Source organism: Paenisporosarcina indica (assembly GCF_001939075.1).
In the GTDB taxonomy this organism is placed as follows: domain Bacteria; phylum Bacillota; class Bacilli; order Bacillales_A; family Planococcaceae; genus Paenisporosarcina; species Paenisporosarcina indica.
Window position 1 is genome coordinate 527,237 of record NZ_MPTA01000001.1, and the last position, 18,395, is coordinate 545,631.

21 protein-coding genes are annotated in these 18,395 nt (G+C 38.5%); 18 read left to right on the plus strand and 3 right to left on the minus strand.

What is annotated here, in order from left to right; all coding sequences use genetic code 11:
- Positions 1-14: 14 nt before the first annotated feature.
- Positions 15-914: a hydroxymethylglutaryl-CoA lyase gene (locus tag GY23_RS02480; protein WP_075617623.1), complete on the minus strand. Its 900-nt coding sequence runs from the start codon at positions 912-914 to the stop codon at positions 15-17.
- Positions 915-997: 83 nt separating this feature from the next.
- Between GY23_RS02480 and GY23_RS02485 the strand changes: the two genes are divergently transcribed.
- Positions 998-2,185 (plus strand): acetyl-CoA C-acetyltransferase, encoded by a 1,188-nt coding sequence (locus GY23_RS02485; RefSeq protein WP_075617624.1) that lies wholly within the window; start codon positions 998-1,000, stop codon positions 2,183-2,185.
- A gap of 88 nt (positions 2,186-2,273) precedes the next feature.
- Positions 2,274-2,462 carry a DUF3886 domain-containing protein gene (locus tag GY23_RS02490; RefSeq protein WP_075617625.1) on the plus strand — a complete coding sequence of 63 codons (189 nt, stop codon included), beginning with the start codon at positions 2,274-2,276 and terminating at the stop codon, positions 2,460-2,462.
- A gap of 50 nt (positions 2,463-2,512) precedes the next feature.
- Here GY23_RS02490 and GY23_RS02495 read toward each other — a convergent pair whose 3' ends face one another.
- Positions 2,513-3,415 (minus strand): aldo/keto reductase, encoded by a 903-nt coding sequence (locus GY23_RS02495; RefSeq protein WP_075617626.1) that lies wholly within the window; start codon positions 3,413-3,415, stop codon positions 2,513-2,515.
- Between the two features lie 70 nt (positions 3,416-3,485).
- On the opposite strand from GY23_RS02495, the gene GY23_RS02500 reads away from it, so the two are divergent.
- The 12 genes from GY23_RS02500 (at position 3,486) to GY23_RS02555 (ending at position 14,578) form a co-directional block, all read left to right on the plus strand.
- A complete protein-coding gene (locus GY23_RS02500) occupies positions 3,486-4,034 on the plus strand; it encodes an NUDIX domain-containing protein (RefSeq protein WP_075617627.1) in 549 nt (182 codons plus the stop codon).
- Positions 4,035-4,085: 51 nt separating this feature from the next.
- Complete coding sequence (locus GY23_RS02505; protein WP_245827544.1) at positions 4,086-4,604, plus strand: hypothetical protein; 519 nt, start codon at positions 4,086-4,088, stop codon at positions 4,602-4,604.
- Positions 4,605-4,703: 99 nt separating this feature from the next.
- On the plus strand, positions 4,704-5,162 hold the full coding sequence (fur, locus tag GY23_RS02510; RefSeq protein WP_075617629.1) for a ferric iron uptake transcriptional regulator: 459 nt from the start codon (positions 4,704-4,706) through the stop codon (positions 5,160-5,162).
- 116 nt (positions 5,163-5,278) lie between these two features.
- Positions 5,279-6,181: a site-specific tyrosine recombinase XerD gene (gene xerD, locus GY23_RS02515; RefSeq protein WP_075617630.1), complete on the plus strand. Its 903-nt coding sequence runs from the start codon at positions 5,279-5,281 to the stop codon at positions 6,179-6,181.
- An 83-nt stretch (positions 6,182-6,264) separates the two neighbouring features.
- Positions 6,265-7,449 (plus strand): phosphopentomutase, encoded by a 1,185-nt coding sequence (deoB, locus tag GY23_RS02520; protein ID WP_075617631.1) that lies wholly within the window; start codon positions 6,265-6,267, stop codon positions 7,447-7,449.
- Between the two features lie 143 nt (positions 7,450-7,592).
- A complete protein-coding gene (locus GY23_RS02525; protein ID WP_075617632.1) occupies positions 7,593-8,897 on the plus strand; it encodes a pyrimidine-nucleoside phosphorylase in 1,305 nt (434 codons plus the stop codon).
- 630 nt (positions 8,898-9,527) lie between these two features.
- Positions 9,528-9,884 (plus strand): STAS domain-containing protein, encoded by a 357-nt coding sequence (locus GY23_RS02530; RefSeq protein WP_075617633.1) that lies wholly within the window; start codon positions 9,528-9,530, stop codon positions 9,882-9,884.
- Entirely contained in the window at positions 9,874-10,326 is a 453-nt protein-coding gene (gene spoIIAB / locus GY23_RS02535; RefSeq protein WP_075617634.1) for an anti-sigma F factor, read from the plus strand. Before GY23_RS02530 ends, spoIIAB begins: the two co-directional genes overlap by 11 nt.
- Positions 10,323-11,105: a SigF/SigG family RNA polymerase sporulation sigma factor gene (locus tag GY23_RS02540; protein ID WP_075617635.1), complete on the plus strand. Its 783-nt coding sequence runs from the start codon at positions 10,323-10,325 to the stop codon at positions 11,103-11,105. Before spoIIAB ends, GY23_RS02540 begins: the two co-directional genes overlap by 4 nt.
- The gene (locus GY23_RS02545) at positions 11,102-12,556 is read left to right on the plus strand and encodes a spore germination protein (RefSeq protein ID WP_075617636.1); all 1,455 of its coding nucleotides are present in this window, start codon (positions 11,102-11,104) and stop codon (positions 12,554-12,556) included. The genes GY23_RS02540 and GY23_RS02545 overlap by 4 nt, the downstream gene beginning before the upstream one ends.
- Before the next feature lie 70 nt (positions 12,557-12,626).
- The gene (lysA, locus tag GY23_RS02550; RefSeq protein ID WP_075617637.1) at positions 12,627-13,955 is read left to right on the plus strand and encodes a diaminopimelate decarboxylase; all 1,329 of its coding nucleotides are present in this window, start codon (positions 12,627-12,629) and stop codon (positions 13,953-13,955) included.
- A 257-nt stretch (positions 13,956-14,212) separates the two neighbouring features.
- On the plus strand, positions 14,213-14,578 hold the full coding sequence (locus tag GY23_RS02555) for a GNAT family N-acetyltransferase (RefSeq protein WP_075617638.1): 366 nt from the start codon (positions 14,213-14,215) through the stop codon (positions 14,576-14,578).
- Here GY23_RS02555 and GY23_RS02560 read toward each other — a convergent pair.
- Positions 14,575-15,072: a DUF309 domain-containing protein gene (locus GY23_RS02560; RefSeq protein ID WP_075617639.1), complete on the minus strand. Its 498-nt coding sequence runs from the start codon at positions 15,070-15,072 to the stop codon at positions 14,575-14,577. The two genes, GY23_RS02555 and GY23_RS02560, sit on opposite strands and share 4 nt — an antisense overlap.
- 56 nt (positions 15,073-15,128) lie before the next feature.
- On the opposite strand from GY23_RS02560, the gene GY23_RS02565 reads away from it, so the two are divergent.
- The 4 genes from GY23_RS02565 (at position 15,129) to GY23_RS02580 (ending at position 18,316) form a co-directional block, all read left to right on the plus strand.
- The gene (locus tag GY23_RS02565; protein WP_075617640.1) at positions 15,129-15,908 is read left to right on the plus strand and encodes a segregation/condensation protein A; all 780 of its coding nucleotides are present in this window, start codon (positions 15,129-15,131) and stop codon (positions 15,906-15,908) included.
- Positions 15,901-16,476 carry an SMC-Scp complex subunit ScpB gene (gene scpB, locus GY23_RS02570; RefSeq protein WP_084544008.1) on the plus strand — a complete coding sequence of 192 codons (576 nt, stop codon included), beginning with the start codon at positions 15,901-15,903 and terminating at the stop codon, positions 16,474-16,476. Before GY23_RS02565 ends, scpB begins: the two co-directional genes overlap by 8 nt.
- 38 nt (positions 16,477-16,514) lie before the next feature.
- Positions 16,515-17,486 carry a D-alanyl-D-alanine carboxypeptidase family protein gene (locus GY23_RS02575; protein ID WP_075618212.1) on the plus strand — a complete coding sequence of 324 codons (972 nt, stop codon included), beginning with the start codon at positions 16,515-16,517 and terminating at the stop codon, positions 17,484-17,486.
- Positions 17,487-17,581: 95 nt separating this feature from the next.
- The gene (locus GY23_RS02580) at positions 17,582-18,316 is read left to right on the plus strand and encodes a pseudouridine synthase (protein ID WP_075617642.1); all 735 of its coding nucleotides are present in this window, start codon (positions 17,582-17,584) and stop codon (positions 18,314-18,316) included.
- Positions 18,317-18,395: the final 79 nt, after the last annotated feature.

Genomic DNA, 18,395 nt, shown 5'->3' on the forward strand with positions numbered 1-18,395 from the left:
AATTCCTCCTATAGTTAATTATGTACTTGATATAGTCTAAACATGCCCGTATCAATGGGTCTTGAAACGCAAAGGGCGATATTAGCTATAGCTTTGCAGAGCAAATCCAAATCAATCCCAGTAGTTATCCCCATTCTATGTAGCATATTCACAACGTCTTCAGTTGCTACATTACCAGTGGCGCCTGGTGCAAATGGACATCCGCCAAGACCACCAGCAGATGTATCGAAGCGAGAAATGCCTGCTTGAAGGGCTGCATAAATATTGGCTAACCCCATTTTCCGTGTGTCATGGAAGTGAGCTGTCATCAAGACATTTGGGATTTCGCTGTTTAATTGCGAAAACAAATCATAACTTTCTTGTGGATTCGCCATACCAATAGTATCTGCTACACTTAATTCGTCTACACCCCAGTCTGCAAACTCTTTACATAAAGCAAGTGTATCCTCAGGGTCAATTTTCCCTTCGAAAGGACAATAGAAAGCTGTAGAAATACACGCTCGAACAAAGATTCCTTGTTGTTTTAGCTGATCTATTACTGGTTTTAGACCCTGCATACTTTCTGCAGTGGTTTTGTTAATATTTTTTTGATTAAAGCTATTACTCACCCCGACAAAAACCGCCACACTTCGTGCCCCAACTTCTATTGCTCTATCTACCCCTTTAGCATTTGGTGTAAGGACTAATTGTCTACCTTGTTTTTCAACAAGCTCAACAATTTCTGCAGCATCCGACATTTGAGGTACCCATTTAGGTGATACAAACGACGTGATTTCCATTTCTTTGATCCCGGATTCTTGAAGTTCATGAATAAATATCAATTTATCCTTAGTAGAAACCATATTATTTTCATTTTGTAAGCCATCTCTTGGACCGACCTCGATAATTGTCACATTGTTTGGTAAACTGAACATAACATCCCCTCCTACTTTCTATTGTAAGGATGGGAGAGGAGTGTAAGCAAATATATTTTCATATGGAATTAGGAGGATTTACATTGTCTAATAGAGAAGTTGTCATTGTTAGTGCTGTTCGTACAGCAATAGGTTCATTTCAAGGGTCATTAAAAGACGTACCAGCAACTAAGTTAGGTGCGATTGTCATAAAAGAAGCGGTAGCGAAAGCAGGCCTTGAACCAAACCAAGTAAGTGAAGTAATCATGGGGAATGTATTGCAGGCGGGACTAGGTCAAAATCCTGCAAGACAAGCAGCTATTTTGGCGGGTCTTCCGGATATGATTCCATCAATGACCATTAATAAGGTGTGTGGCTCAGGGTTGAAAGCGGTACATTTAGCAACTCAGGCTATCATTGCTGGAGACGCTGAAGTAGTTGTTGCGGGTGGAATGGAAAATATGAGCTTAGCACCATACTTATTGAATAATGCACGAGAAGGTTTCCGGATGGGCGATCAAAAAGTAGTGGATAGCATGATTTCTGATGGTTTATGGTGTGCTTTTAATAACTATCACATGGGTGTGACGGCAGAGAATTTATGTGATCGTTACGAAATAAGTCGTGAAGAACAAGATGCATTATCTGCAAGATCGCAAGAACGTGCGGTTCAAGCAATTGACGCTGGGAAATTCAAAGAAGAAATAGTAGCTGTTGAAATTCCACAACGTAAAGGTGATCCGATAATATTTGATACAGACGAATATCCTAAACGAGGGACTACTGCTGAAAAACTGAGCAAATTACGTCCAGCTTTCAAAAAAGAAGGCAGTGTAACAGCAGGAAATGCATCTGGAATTAACGATGGTGCAGCCGCAGTAGTTGTGATGTCGAAAGAAAAGGCAGTTGAATTAGGATTAACACCTCTAGCAACGATTGTAGCAAATGCCTCAGCTGGTGTTGATCCATCAGTAATGGGTATTGGACCTGTCCAAGCAGTAAAAAATGTTTTTGAAAAATCAGGTCTTTCGATGGCAGATATGGATTTAGTTGAAGCAAATGAAGCATTTGCAGCACAAGCAATTGCGGTTGATCGAGAGCTTGCATTTAATCATGATAAGCTTAATGTGAATGGTGGGGCAATTGCCTTGGGTCATCCAATTGGTGCAAGCGGTGCGCGCATATTTGTGTCACTTTTACATGAAATGGTTAAGCAAGATGTGAAAACGGGGTTAGCAACTTTATGTATTGGCGGCGGGCAAGGAGTCGCAACAATTGTCAAAAGACCTTAAAAATAGAAGGATGATTAGAATTGGCTAAAAAGAAAAACAAAATGTACGTCAACAACCTGAGAAATTAGAACATGGACAAGGAAATACTTTGTCAGATCAACTTCAAGTCGATGTTCTTGAAAAGTTGAAGTTAGCAAAGAAACAGCTACTTGATGATGAACGTGAGAAAGAAGAAGAGCGTCTGGCACAGGCAGAATTTAATCGGAAACAGAAAGAAAAAAATAAGTCCTTTGCTGAACTGTTAGATGATTATGGGATGAGTGGGAAAAAATATTAACGAAAAGACACCAAAGAGTTTTGATGCTCCTTGGTGTCTTTTTAGGCTTTTCATGTAAGATGTTCGGTGTATTGGTCCTTTGTAAGTAAATCATTGATTTCTTCTAACACGTTACTGGAAATCGATTGCTGGTAGGCATCCATCGTATTGTTCACTTGATTCACTGAACTAGCCCCTACTACGATTGAGGACACCTGTTTATGTTGTAGAACAAATGCCAATGCTAAACTAGTCAAATCTTTTGTGTTTTCTTCTAATTTTGTTAAGGTGCTAATTAAAGCGTCTTTTGAATACTTCTCGTAACCATTAGACTGCTCAGCTCGTTTGATTGCTTCAGCTGTAAGCAACCCTTTCGCTAGAGAGCCTCGCGTAATAACGGAAGCATCATGACTCGCAATCAAGTCCAACCATTCTTCAGGTCTTCTGTCTAACATGCTATATTGCATCATGACAGAGCTAGCATCGCTCTGGGACAAAAATCGTTGAATGACATTTGGTCGAATTGAAGAAATTCCATAAGCTCTTATAAGGCCTTCTTGTTTTAAAGATTCAAAAGCATCAATGGCTTCTTCTAAATTATTTTCCATTGTACCGCCATGGAGTTGATATAAATCTATATAATCGGTTTTGAGTCGTTGTAGACTTTCTTTTACTTGATGGGTGATATACGATTTTGATGAATCCCAACTCCAGGAATTGCCTTCATCATTCCATTTATTTCCTACTTTAGTAGCGAGAATGATGTCGTTTCGTTTACCCTTTAATGAATAGCCGACAACATTTTCGTTTTCTCCTTTATCGTATAGATCTGCAGTGTCAAAGAAAGTTATCCCTTGATCAATGGCTGCATCCACAATCTTTTTTGCTTGTTCCTTTTGTTGTGGAAGAGACATACACCCCAATCCTATTTCTGAGACCATTAGTCCACTTCGTCCAAGCTCACGTTTCTTCATCTGTCAGCCTCCTCATTTCATCCATGGTACAATTGGGAAAGCAAATAGACAAATAGAAAGAGTGGAATCTATGAAAAAATATGAAGAGAAATCGATTACATCCACACCTGTATATGATGGGAAAGTCATTTCACTAAGAATTGACGAAGTAACATTGCCTAATGGCAAAACATCTAAACGTGAATTAATTAAACACCCTGGTGCAGTCGCAATTATCCCTATCACAGCAACCGGTAAAATTGTTTTTGTTGAGCAATACCGAAAAGCACTTGAACGCTCTCTTGTTGAGACGCCTGCAGGAAAACTGGAGCCTGGAGAATCGCCGGAAATTACAGCAAGAAGAGAATTGGAAGAAGAAACTGGTTACGGATGTGAGCAATTAACGTATATCCAATCATTCGCAACCTCTCCTGGATTTGCAGATGAAATTATTCATATGTATGTAGCAGAAGGATTATATAAAATTGAGAATTCAGCGTCACTGGATGAAGATGAATTTGTCGAAATCATCGAAGCAACCATTGAAGAAGCGGAACTAATGATGAAAAATGGGCAAATATTTGATGCTAAAACGGCTTATAGTGTTTTATGGGTAAAAGAATATTTACAAAAAAGATGAATTTATAGGACTGGGACACGCATAAGCTACTCTATGAAAGGTAGGTGGCGGATGTTGACTCGGTCTTTCCCAATATTTTATTTACTAGGATTACTCGTCATCGGTTATTTAGGCGGATTGTGGTTATATTCGAAAATGCAATTTAATCAAGTAGAAAAAGTTATTAATTGGCTTGATCCCAGAATATTAAATGAACACATTCCGAGCGGCTTTGATTCAATTCTCCCGCAACTCATCACGATATTTCTTTTTCTTCTTTTCGCGACACATCTGATCCTAAAACATGTGATTCTGTTAATTGGTACGATGCGAGCTGTATTTTGGGGGATTTGTTCTGGTTTTTTAATCGCCCAGGAGACCGAGTTTTGGTCTTATGCGTTATGGTGGTTCCCATTTCAATTACTTTATTGTTCATTATTATTGCTCATCGGGTTTTTACTAGTGCCCCCACCGTCCTACCAAGAACTTAGTAAAAATCGTAGTTTTAAAGGGATTGGTCTCTTAAGTATTATTTATATTGTAATAACTGGACTTGAATTATTTGTACTCCCATTCATCCATCGTTTATAATCAATTCTAGATTATAATTATTATCAAGTGGAAGTCATTCTCTATCTTGTAATGAGAAAGACCAATTTGGTATAATGGAGATAGTTTGGGGGGCATCACATGGAGAGCCGAATTGATCGTATAAAAAAGCAGCTTCATGGTGCGAGCTATAAACTGACGCCACAGCGTGAAGCGACAGTTAGAGTGCTACTTGAAAATGAAGAGGATCATATGAGTGCAGAGGATGTTTATCTACTCGTTAAAAATAAAGCACCTGACATTGGACTTGCAACAGTATATCGTACACTTGAACTTCTTACAGAATTAAAAGTGGTCGATAAAATTAACTTTGGAGATGGCGTCTCAAGATACGATTTGCGTCAAGAAGGCGCAGCACATTTCCATCATCATCTCGTATGTATTGAATGTGGAGCCGTTGATGAGATCCAAGAAGATTTACTGGAAGATGTAGAAATGATTGTGGAAAAGAGATGGAATTTTCGCATTAAAGACCACCGCTTAACATTTCATGGTATCTGTTGGCGCTGCCACAATTCGCAGGATGAAAAAGAAGAGTGAATAAGAAGAAACAACTATTTTAAACGGGAATCACCTGATAAAAAGTTTCTTACATTCAAGTAGGTAAAAAGGATGGCAGATTGCTATCCTTTTTTATATTTATGGGAGGGATTGGAATGAAAGATATGCAAGATGCAGTTGCCGACTATCTTCATTTTTTACGAGTAGAACGCCAATTATCAGCGAATACATTGACATCCTATGAACGAGATCTGAAAGCATACATAAAGGATGTATCAAAAGTACAACAAATAAACACATTAAATGACGTAGATCGAATTCACATTCTTTCACATTTACAATCCTTAAAAACTGAAGGGAAATCTTCACGAACGTTAGCCCGACATATTTCTTCGATTCGTTCTTTCCATCAATTTTTATTAAGGGAACGCGTGTCAAACTCAGATCCAACGGTTCATTTGGAAATGCCACAAATGGATCGGACTCTACCAAAAATTTTATCGATTGAAGAAGTAGATGTATTATTAGCAACACCAACTCCGATGAAGCCACAAGGACTAAGAGATCGTGCGTTGCTTGAAATTCTGTATGCGACGGGAATGCGTATTAGTGAATGTATTTCATTGAATTTGGAGGATTTGCATTTAACGATGGGGTTTGTAAGGTGTTTTGGTAAGGGTGGAAAAGAGCGAATTATTCCGCTAGGCCAATCTGCACTCACTGCTTGTGAAGATTATTTAAGAGAAGGACGTCCGAAATTAATTAAACCTACACATCGCACAGATATAATTTTCGTAAACCAACGAGGAAAAGGATTAACTAGACAAGGTGTTTGGAAATTAATGAAAGAGTATGCCGTTAAAGCGGGCATACAAAATGAAATTACGCCACATACCATGCGTCATTCGTTTGCTACACATTTAATAGAAAATGGAGCAGATTTACGTGCGGTTCAAGAAATGCTGGGACATGCGGATATTTCCACAACTCAAATTTATACTCATGTAAGTAAAACTCGGTTGAAAGATGTCTATAAACAATATCACCCGCGTGCATAATTCGTTTTCATTCGTCAGAAGTCTGACGTGTATTTTTCCCGAATATTTGATAAGATACAGATAGAAGTTGAAGGAGGATATGTATGACAGACAAATCATTTAAACGAATTCATTTAGTTGTTATGGACTCAGTGGGCATTGGTGAAGCACCAGATGCAAACGCTTTCGGGGATATTGGTTCAGATACTTTAGGTCATATTGCAGAAAAAATGAATGGTCTAACAATGCCTAACCTTGAAAAAATGGGTTTATCGAACATACGACCAGTCCAAGGGATAAAGCCAGTAGAAAATCCAAATGCTTATTTTGGAAAAATGCAAGAAGCATCTGTAGGGAAAGATACGATGACTGGGCACTGGGAAATCATGGGGCTCAACATCAATCAACCCTTTAAAGTGTATCCAAATGGATTCCCGGACGAATTAATCACAGCATTGGAACAAAAAACAGGACGTAAAGTTATTGGGAATAAACCAGCAAGTGGAACAGAAATTTTAGATGAGTTAGGACAAGAACATATGGAAACTGGTGCGATTATCGTTTATACGTCAGCAGATCCTGTATTGCAAATTGCAGCACATGAAGAAATCGTTCCGTTAGAAGAACTATATAAAATTTGTGAGATTGCCCGTGAACTTACACTCGAACCCGAATTTTTGGTAGGCAGAATCATTGCTCGCCCGTTTATTGGACAACCAGGGAATTTTAAACGGACAACCAATCGTCATGACTATGCGTTGAAACCTTTTGACCGTACTGTAATGAACGAGCTAAAAGATGGGGAATATGATGTCATTGCAATCGGTAAAATCTCTGATATTTATAATGAAGAGGGAGTTACCGAATCAATACGGACAAAAGACAATATGGATGGTATGGACAAACTGGCGGAAGTCGTGAAGAAAGACTTCAAAGGCATCAGTTTCATAAACCTTGTCGATTTTGATGCACTTTACGGTCATCGTCGAGATCCAATCGGATATGGAGAAGCGTTAGAAGCTTTTGATGCACGAATCCCAGAAATCGTAAATGCATTAACAACTGAAGATTTACTTATAATTACGGCTGACCATGGCAATGACCCAACCTTCCCTGGAACAGATCATACCCGTGAATATGTGCCTGTATTAGCTTATTCTCCACGCTTTTCAAAAGGAACTGAACTTCCACTAAGTGAAACATTTGCTGATATCGGTGCCACAATTGCAGAAAATTTTAATGTTACGATGCCTAAATATGGTCGCAGTTTTCTTTCTTACTTAAAATAATGCTATGTTAAATTTCATTGTTGATATTTTCTTATATATAGATATGGAGCAAACTGCAGAGACTCCCGTGAATAGCGGAGCTGTTTCGCGGAATATCAACAGGATGATTTAACGTAGTCTAAAAAAAGGATAGGTGAATATTCATGAGAATGGTCGACTTAATCGAAAAAAAGCGTGATGGTAAAGAACTAACTACAGAAGAAATTCGTTTTTTCATTGAACAATATACAAATGATTCGATTCCTGATTATCAGGTCAGTGCTTTATTAATGGCTATTTATTTCCAAGATATGACAGATCGTGAACGTGCGGATCTCACAATTGCCATGGTTGAATCAGGAGAACAAATAGATTTGTCGGGTATCAAAGGAATTAAAGTAGACAAACATTCCACTGGCGGTGTAGGTGATACAACGACTCTCGTACTTGGTCCGTTAGTTGCTGCTTGTGGTGTACCGGTTGCCAAAATGAGTGGTCGAGGACTCGGTCATACGGGCGGAACAATTGACAAGCTTGAAGCAATAGAAGGTTTCCATGTAGAGTTAACAACAGAACAATTTACAAAACAAGTAAATGAAATGAAATTAGCAGTAATTGGGCAGAGTGGGAATTTAACACCTGCAGATAAAAAATTATATGCACTACGTGATGTCACTGGTACTGTTAACAGCATTCCTTTAATTGCAAGTTCAATCATGAGCAAAAAAATTGCAGCCGGAGCAGATGCCATAGTTTTAGATGTTAAAACTGGTGAAGGTGCCTTTATGAAAACGGTTGAGGATGCTCGCTTACTTGCAAAAGCCATGGTGCAGATTGGCAACAATGTAGGTCGTCAAACGATGGCGATTATCTCTGATATGAGCCAACCATTAGGATTCGCAATTGGAAATGCCTTAGAAGTACAAGAGGCTATTGACACACTTCGTGGAAAAGGACCAGCAGATTTGACAGAACTTTGCTTAGTCCTGGGAAGTCAAATGGTCGTTGTCGGAGGTAAAGCAAAAGATTTAGACGAGGCACGGTCGATGCTTTTAGAGGTGATTGACAATGGTTCAGCAGTTGAAATCTTTAAAGATTTCATTCAAGGTCAAGGAGGCAATCCGGCAGTAGTTGATTCTCCCGAATTGTTACCAAAAGCGAAGTATACGTTCGAAGTACCTTCTAAAGAAGCAGGGTATGTGTCGTTCATAGAAGCGGATGAAGTAGGTACAGCAGCCATGTTACTTGGTGCTGGACGTGCAACTAAAGACTCGGTAATCGATTTAGCTGTAGGAATTGTCCTACATAAAAAAGTTGGCGATCAAGTAAAAATAGGTGAATCACTCGCAACGATTCACGCGAGTTCTGAAAATATAGATCAAGTACTCGCTATTTTGTATCAATATATTGAGTTCTCAAAAGATCCTGTGACTGCACCTAGACTAATTGAAGAAATCATAACAGCATAAGTTTTAAAGACGAGCGTTCTCTTTTGAGGACGCTTTTTTATTTAGACATAATCAAAATTCAAGATAACCACGAACTGCACAGTCATAGTGATAACAACTAATTTAGGGAAGTATTAAGAATGAAAGGCCGATTTCACTGGCCACTCCTAAATTCGATAGAGGCAATGGGATTACAAGCAGTAAAAAAGATATTGCTCTAGTTTTCTAACTAGGAGGTGTGGATAGCACGACACCTTTACTTTCATGTGTTTTGTCACTGACACAACAATGGGAACAAAGAGTGGTTACCAAATAGAAGGAGGTCAAAATTTCATCTTTGACCGATTGGTCGATAAAGGCAGGCATCTATTCTCTAGTTGCCATAATAAGTATCACTGTTTTACATTGAGGAATCCGTAGCGACCTGAGGAACTTTATGTGACAGTGAACATTTTCTGTATTGAAGGACCGAGCGCACTTTGCTCGGTTTTTCTTTTATTCGATGTTTAAATAGTAGAAAGATTTTCCATACTAAGAATGAATTGAATGCCGCATAATCTGTCGATATATAAGATGTTTTACCTTTAATTGTCACCGAAAAGGAGTTTTAGGGGCTCACCTAGAATAGTCACGGAAAGGAGGAGTTACTAGATGAAACATCAACTATTATTTGTCGAAGACGGCATCGCTATTATTCGTTTAAAAGGCGAATTAGATCATCATGCAACACAAACAATCCGTGACGAAATTTCACAATCATTATACAGAGGAACTCTTCGGGCCATCGTATGGAACTTAAAAGAACTTCACTTTATGGATAGTGCTGGTATCGGGCTAATCTTAGGAAGAATGAGAGACTTTGTACCATCAAATGGTAAAACAGTTATTCTATATCCATCTGAAACCATGAAAAAAATCTTTCAATATTCCGGCCTAGGTTCATATGTTTGGCAAACAACAGAAGAAGAAACAATCGCAGAGTTAGGGGGTATTTTCAATGGAAAATGAAATGACGCTATCGTTTATTGCTATTAGTGAAAATGAAGGGTTAGCACGGATGGTAATGACCAGTTTTATTGCATCTCTAGACCCGACAATTGATGAGTTAGCTGAGTTTAAAACGATTGTTTCAGAAGCTGTTACGAATGCCATCATTCATGGCTATGAAGAAGATGGAGAAGGCATTGTGACAATTCGAGCAAAACGAAGTGGCCGTGAAATCACGATGACGATTAGAGATGAGGGACGAGGAATCTCCAACGTCGAACAAGCAATGGAACCTCTTTACACGTCAAAACCGGAAAGAGAACGATCTGGGATGGGCTTTACCATTATGGAAAGTTTTGCGGATCATTTATCGGTATGGTCAGAGCCTCAGAAAGGAACTGCGATTACCTTTACGAAAGAGTTTCTTCCCATACAATCCAATTTCGTTCTAGGTGAACGATGACGACGCCGATTGGACAACAACCCGTGTTGTTGACACAAGAAAAAATGCGAGAATTAATCCTCCTATCTCAACAAGGAGATAAGTTAGCTAGACAAACGATGGTTGAAGGGAATACACGACTAGTGTGGTCCATTGTCCAACGATTTGCTTCGCGGGGGGCGGATCTAGAGGACTTATTTCAAATCGGTTGCATAGGATTAATGAAATCTGTTGACAAGTTTGATTTATCGTATGAGGTAAAGTTTTCCACATATGCGGTACCAATGATTATCGGAGAAATCCAGCGTTTCTTAAGAGATGATGGCATGGTCAAGGTAAGTCGATCAATTAGGGAACTAAGTTTTAAAATACGGCATGCAACTGATGAATTTATTCGGCTTCATGAACGGCAACCCACTTTATCAGAACTGGCAGTAACGCTCGATGTTACCATGGATGAACTTGTTTTAGCATCGGATGCATTGAGAGATCCGGCATCACTACACGAACAACTCTTTGAAAGTGAAGGGGACGCATTGACGCTAATGGACCAATTGAGAGATGAGCGATCAGAGCGTTCGTTTGACCATATTCCATTACGAGATATATTGTCAAAACTAGGAAAACGTGAACAAATGATTATTTATTTGCGTTATTACCTAGACTGTACTCAGAGCGATATTGCTGAAAGGCTAGGGATATCTCAAGTCCAAGTATCTCGCTTAGAGAAGAAAATACTGAAGCAACTAAAAAGTTGGATGTTGCCTAAACAAGCAACATTAAAGGATGGATCTCAATAAATCATTCACTTTTTAACACAATTGAAGAAGCAGAAGGGTTTGTTAAGTCAAAGTTTGGTGATGGTGAAAGTTATGATGTTGGATTAAAACGCGGCCATATTTGGTCCATGCCTACACTATTTTTCTATATGAATGGGCTTATTGATTCAACTATTCTTACTCAAATCCTAACTCTGACTCAAGGGAATGTTTCTCAAGGGAAAAATGCCTCCACTTTTGATGAAGCGGAGGCAATGAATACTTATTTTCCGTATTTTTCTGTCACCATTTATGATTCAAAAGATGCCTGGATTTCTGCAGTACTCGGCGGTCAATTGGGTATAGTCACTCTAAGTGGGTACACCTATACAGTTGATGTAAGATCGTATGCGGGAAGACAACCTGAAGAGCCAGATAATGAAAAGGTAATTCGAGGGTCTAGGGACGGTTTCACAGAAAATATTATAATGAATACATCCTTAATCCGAAGAAGAATACGTGATGTTGATTTACGGTTTGAATTGACACAAATTTCAGAACGTGGAAAAACTGATATCGCCATTGGTTTTATTAAGGGTTTAGCAAATGAAGGGCATATCAACTATCTTCGAGAGCGATTGAAAAAAATCAAGCATGATGGTTTAACTATGACTGATAAATCCCTTGAAGAATGGCTTTTTAAGCAAAAATTTCATCCTGTACCATTTGTCCGTTATACCGAGCGAGCAGATACATGTGCAGCTCATTTACTGGAGGGGCATATTGCCATCATAGTGGACACATCTCCGTCGGTTATTTTAGTGCCAACAACGATATTTCATCATTTGCAACATGCAGAAGAACATCGTCAAGCACCTTTGATTGGAACTTTCGTGCGTTTAATGCGATTTGCAGGTTTCTCACTAAGTTTAATGTTATTGCCATTTTGGTATTTACTTGCTACTGAAGCGCAACATTTGCCCAAGTTTCTCAAATTTATTGGTCCCAAGGAGTTGGGCGAAGTTCCGCTTTTTCTACAGTTATTCATAGCAGATATTGGACTTGAGTATTTGAGGCTTGCCGCTATTCATACTCCTACCCCGCTCTCTACTGCTATGGGCTTGGTTGCCGCAATCGTAATTGGACAAATTGCGATTGATGTTGGATTATTTATTCCAGAAGTTGTGTTGTATACAGCAGTGTCATCAATCCTTACCTTTGCATTGCCATCGTATGAATTAAGTGTTGCAGCTAAACTCTTTAGGAATGTAGTTTTGTTTGCTACAGTAGCATTTGGCACCAATGGATTTTTCATCGCTTTATTGTTTACATTTATGTATTTAGTCTCAATCAAGCCAATGGGTGTGCCATACCTATGGCCACTAGTCCCTTTTTTCCCAAAGGCTTTAGCACGGATCATTGTCCGCTTCCCTTCTTCAAATGGAGCGCTCAGACCTTTCATTACCCATTCACCCCATCGAAAACGTTCATAATCCATCCATTGCATCGAAGTCTTTCCTTATGGTAAAGTTCATATATTGAAAACCATAGGGAGAGATGAAGATGCATTTATTTGGAACTCAGTCTGTGGACGGAAATGGCCACTTAACAATTGGTGGAACGTCTGCAATTACATTGGCAAAAACCTATGGAACCCCTTTATTTGTTTACGATACGGCTTTAATAAAAGAGCGTGCAAAAGCATTTATCCAAACCTTTAAACAAGCAGGTGTTCAAGCCCAAGTGGCATATGCAAGTAAAGCATTCTCATGTGTGGCTATGTATCAACTAGCAGCAGAAGAAGGTTTATCATTGGACGTGGTTTCAGGGGGCGAATTGTATACGGCGATACGTGCAGGATTTCCAGTTGAACGTATTCACTTTCATGGCAATAATAAAAGTGATGATGAATTGTCCTTTGCACTAGATTCAATGATTGGTTGTATCGTTGTCGATAACTTATATGAAATCGAACAGTTAAAGAGAATAACAGCTGACAAAAAGAAAAATGTGAATATATTACTACGGGTAACACCTGGGATTGAAGCACATACTCATGATTACATCACAACTGGTCAAGCGGATTCGAAATTCGGTCTTGATTTAAATAATGGACAAGCTGATCAAGCTTTCCAAGAAATAAAAGATGATCCATATATTCGTTTACTTGGTATGCATTGTCATATTGGATCTCAAATTTTTGACACGGTTGCCTTTTCATTAGCAGCTAAAAAGCTATTTGGTAAAATGTTGGAATGGAAAACACAATTCAACTTTATTTGTCCTGTCTTAAATTTAGGTGGTGGTTTTGGTATTCGTTATACCGAAGAAGACAAGCCCCTACAACCTGCAATTTATGTAGAAGATATGATAAAGTCGATTCAAAGAGATGTTCGCAATGAACAATATCCGATGCCCGAAATCTGGATTGAACCTGGACGTTCGTTAGTTGGAGATGCAGGAACTACACTTTACTCAATCGGATCTCAAAAAGAAATCCCGGGAGTAAGAAACTATTTAGCAGTAGACGGTGGAATGTCTGACAATATACGTCCCGCATTGTATCAAGCTAAATACGATGCTGCAGTAGCCAATAAAATGAACAATGAATATAATGCTACTTATACGGTAGCAGGTAAATGTTGCGAATCTGGCGATAAGTTAATTGAAAAAATTACCTTACCGCAAGTCCAAGCTGGAGATACACTAGCAGTCTTTTGCACTGGTGCCTATGGATACTCAATGGCAAGCAACTATAATCGACTTCCAAGACCTGCAGTTGTATTCGTTGAACAGGGTCAACACCAACAGGTTATAAAACGAGAAACATATGAAGATCTTGTCCGGCTAGACTGTTCTTTACAGGGGAAATCATTGGTCGAACTATCATGAGAAGATCGAATATAAAACTCTTACTATTTATTCTAATCATGGGTACAGTTTGGGGACTAGTGTATTGGCTTTTTATCGCACCTGACCTTTAAATTATGAGCAATTAGATGTCGTTAAACCCCATTTAGGAAGTGGGGGGTATACGGCATCTTATTTGGAGGAATTGTTAAATAATGGGATGTCGGTTGATGTTTCATACTAAATGATGTAGGATAGTCAATGATGTTGATGCGGAAACAAAAATGAGGGATACTATTATGTTAGTACGTTATAAAAAAACTTGTGAAAAAATCGCGATGGGTTTATTGTCATTTATGCCACAAGAAAAAGATATTAAAAAGTTACAAGAAACCATTCATACTTACGAGAACAACCCAAACTGGAATTTGTTTATGTGGAAAAAAGATGAAGATTTAGTTGGCTTAATTGGAATCGAAACATCTGATGAAGTATGTTTGGTTCAACATATTAGCGTGAACCCTTCTCATCGTGGAGAAGGTATCGGAAAAGAAATGGTGTCGAAAATCACGCAGTTTCTTCCATGTAATGAAGTAAGGGCAGCAGACTCAACAAAACCATTTTTAGACAAGTGCCTTAGACAAAAAGAAGGAACAGATGACTAATGTCTGTTCCTTCTTTTTTCTTCCCGTGCTTTTAGTATTTCAGACCGATCTCGAAGCATATGCTTGTGTATGAGATGATCTCCCGTAACTGGGATTGGTTGTGGCTGCTGATTAATGATTGTCACTAATTCAGGAGAGCTAATGGGTATTGTAAATGATTGAAAAGGCTGTTTATCACGGATCAGTTCAATAGAATGATTAAGATGTTCAATCACCATTTGAAGCTGAATCCCTTCAAAAAAAATACTTTCCACATTTAATAGAACTCGAGTTTGTGAATTTTCTAACGTTCGCAAAGCACCATTCATATTCCCTCTGCGCCAGTGATACATACCAGTGGATAGCAGGATCCATGCAGTTAGAGGATGTGTCTTATCGCCTGGTGCAAGTTCTTTCCAGTATTCTTCTAATACTTCGTGGCATTCAAAATAATCTTGATGTTTATTGAAGTACATAATAAATTGGGTGAAAAGTGGGTGAAACAACGGATGCATTCTTCTCACACTTCCTCTATACTAAAATTTGAATCTATTTGATCGGGTGATTTAACATGTCTTACGAAGTAAAATTGGATGCTTTTGAAGGTCCTCTTGATTTATTATTGCACTTAATCCATCGTTTGGAAATCGATATATATGATATTCCAATGGCAGATTTAACTATTCAATATATGGAACACATACGTGCTATGCAAGTCCTTGAACTAAATGAAGCAAGTGAATATTTAGTAATGGCAGCATCTCTTCTTGCGATTAAAAGTAAAATGCTCCTTCCTATCCACGAAGGTGACTTTGAAGATGATGAATTGATGATCGATATGAATGATCCACGTGAAGAGTTGGTAGGTCGTCTCATAGAGTATAGAAAGTATAAAGATGCAGCAGAAAAGTTGCAACAACTAGAAGAACAACGTACTCAGTTTTTCACAAGAGCACCAAGCGATTTAACAGACTATCAACCTACATTACAATTAGCTGCATTTGAAGAGCCATTAAATGTCTATGATATGATAGGTGCTTTTCAAAAAATGATGAGAAGAAAACAATTAAAAGCACCACTATCTACTAAAATTGCAAGACAGGAATTATCAGTAAAAGATCAAATGAAACATGTGTGTTCAATAATTAAATCACATGGTGGTAGTTGTTCATTTTACGACTTATTTCCTTTTGAAGACAAACCAACGCTTGTTGTAACTTTTTTATCATTACTTGAACTAATGAAGAGGCAGATCATCATGGTCGAACAACAACAGAATTTTGATGAACTAACAGTCAAACTACAAAATGAACGATGGGAGGAAGAATCACTTGAACTTATTGATGAGTAAAATTGAGAGTCTTCTTTTTGTCACTGGCGATGAAGGACTATCCGCAAAACAAATTGAAAATTTAACAGACGCGACGCCATGGGAAGTAAAAGATGCATTAACTAAATTGCAAGAGGACTATGTGAATTCGAAAGTTCGAGGAATCGAATTAAAAGAATTAGCTGGTACATATCAACTTATTTCAAAAAAACAAAATGCGGAAACCATACAACGCCTCGTCGATAACCCAACCACCCAACCACTATCACAAGCATCCCTGGAAGTGCTAGCAATTGTCGCCTACAAGCAACCGATTACCCGAATTGAAATAGAAGATTTACGCGGGGTGAAAAGCGAAAGACCTTTACATACGCTAAGCTTGAAAGGATTAATTCAAGAAGTTGGGCGAGCAGAAGGTACGGGACGTGCAATCCTATATGGCACCACGAAGGAATTCTTAAATGTTTTTGCTTTGAATGACATTCATGAGTTGCCACCTTTACCAGAAACAGAAGTGAATGATGAAGAAGACCAAACTGATTTATTTATGACTAAGTTTCAAGAAACGTTCAGTGAACAAAAAGTATAACAATTGAAAGGTGTTGCTATTTGCGAAAACTGTTTTTTATGGTTTTAGTTGTTTTCTTGGTAGTTACAGTTTTTCCGACCTTTTCACAAGCTCAAGGTTCCGCGTATGCGGTGATTGACGCCAAAACTGGTAGATTACTTGTCGGTAGTGGTGCACATGATAAGCTGGCAATTGCAAGTCTTACGAAAATGTGGACGGCAGTTGTCGTTGCAGATGAAACGAAATTAAAAGAAACAACTCGGATTTCAGCAAACGCTGCGACAACAGAAGGATCATCCATTTATTTGAAGACTGGTGAAGAAAAACCCATAGATGTACTTTTGTATGGATTAATGCTGAGATCAGGAAACGATGCGGCAGTTGCTCTCGCAGAACATACAGGAGGATCGGTATCAGGTTTTGTGAAATTAATGAATGAAAAAGCGAAAGTGATGGGATTGAAAGATACAACATTTACCAATCCGTCAGGACTTCACGATGATCAGCATTTATCAACTGCATATGACACTGCACTTATGTTGAAAATAGCAATGGAAAATAAGGAATTACGTCCAATCTTAATGGCAGCAAATTACAAGCAAAAAGGTACAAACTGGGAAAATAAACATAAGCTTGTTCGTTCAGATACAAAAGCAATTGCAGGTAAGACTGGTTTTACCAAAACGGCTGGAAGAACACTCGCAACCTATTTCAAAGATGGTGAAGAAGAAGTTATAGTCGTGACAATCAACCAATCAAATGATTGGGAAATGCATCAGCTACTTGCGCAGAATGCGTTTAAACAATATGATAGAGTGCAAGTCATACAAAAAGGTTCTTATGATTTACCGGGCGGATTGGTAGTTAATGTGGAGCAATCAGCCTATGTGTTAAAAAAGAAAGACGAACAAGTTTCTCATCTCTTGGTTCTAAACCGAGCTAAAGCAAAAGCGAAAGTTGCACGATGGGATGTTCAAATTAACGGAATAACCATACTTTCTAAAAAAGTGAATATTGAGCGGAATGAATGATGAAGACTGCTTTTAAAAAAGCGGTCTTCTTTTGTTTTGAGCGAAAGTATGCCATAATTTTGACAGAGTATAGGAAACGATGAAGAGGTGGAAGTATGGAGAGATTACAAAAAATGTTAGCCCATGCTGGGGTGGCATCCCGCAGAAAATCAGAGGAATTAATTTTAGAAGGCAAAGTAAAAGTGAATGGAAAAGTTGTAAAGGAACTTGGAACGAAAGTATCCGCAAGCGATACAGTTGAAGTGGATGGTGTGAAGTTAGAAAAAGAACAAAAAATATACCATTTATTATACAAACCAAGAGGAATCATCTCGGCAGTCACAGATGATAAAGGCCGCAAAACAGTTGCAGACTTATTCCCTCATATTAATGAACGATTATTTCCAGTTGGACGATTGGACTATGAAACATCGGGACTTCTGTTAATGACTAATGATGGGGATTTCACGTATATGTTAACGCACCCTAAATTCAAAATTGATAAAACGTATGTAGCGCGAGTAAAAGGGATACCGACAAGAGAACAACTCCGTCCACTTGAGCGTGGCGTTGTCTTAGAAGATGGGAAAACAGCTCCTGCTCATGTGAAATTATTATCGGGCGATACAAAACAAAACAAAGCAATCATAGAAATAACGATTCACGAAGGAAAGAACCGTCAAGTACGTAGAATGTTCGACGCGATCGGTTTCCCTGTACAAAAATTGAAACGGGAACGGTTTGCTTTCTTAACATTACTTGGATTAAACGCAGGCGAATCTCGAGAATTGACAGCTCACGAAGTAAAATTATTGCGCGTTATGGCTGAAACAGGAAAAATCGGGAAATAATTTAGGCGTGTAAACGTTCACAAACCCTACAAATGTATGCGTTATTCAGTTGATTTTCTTTGTTATAATAACATTGATT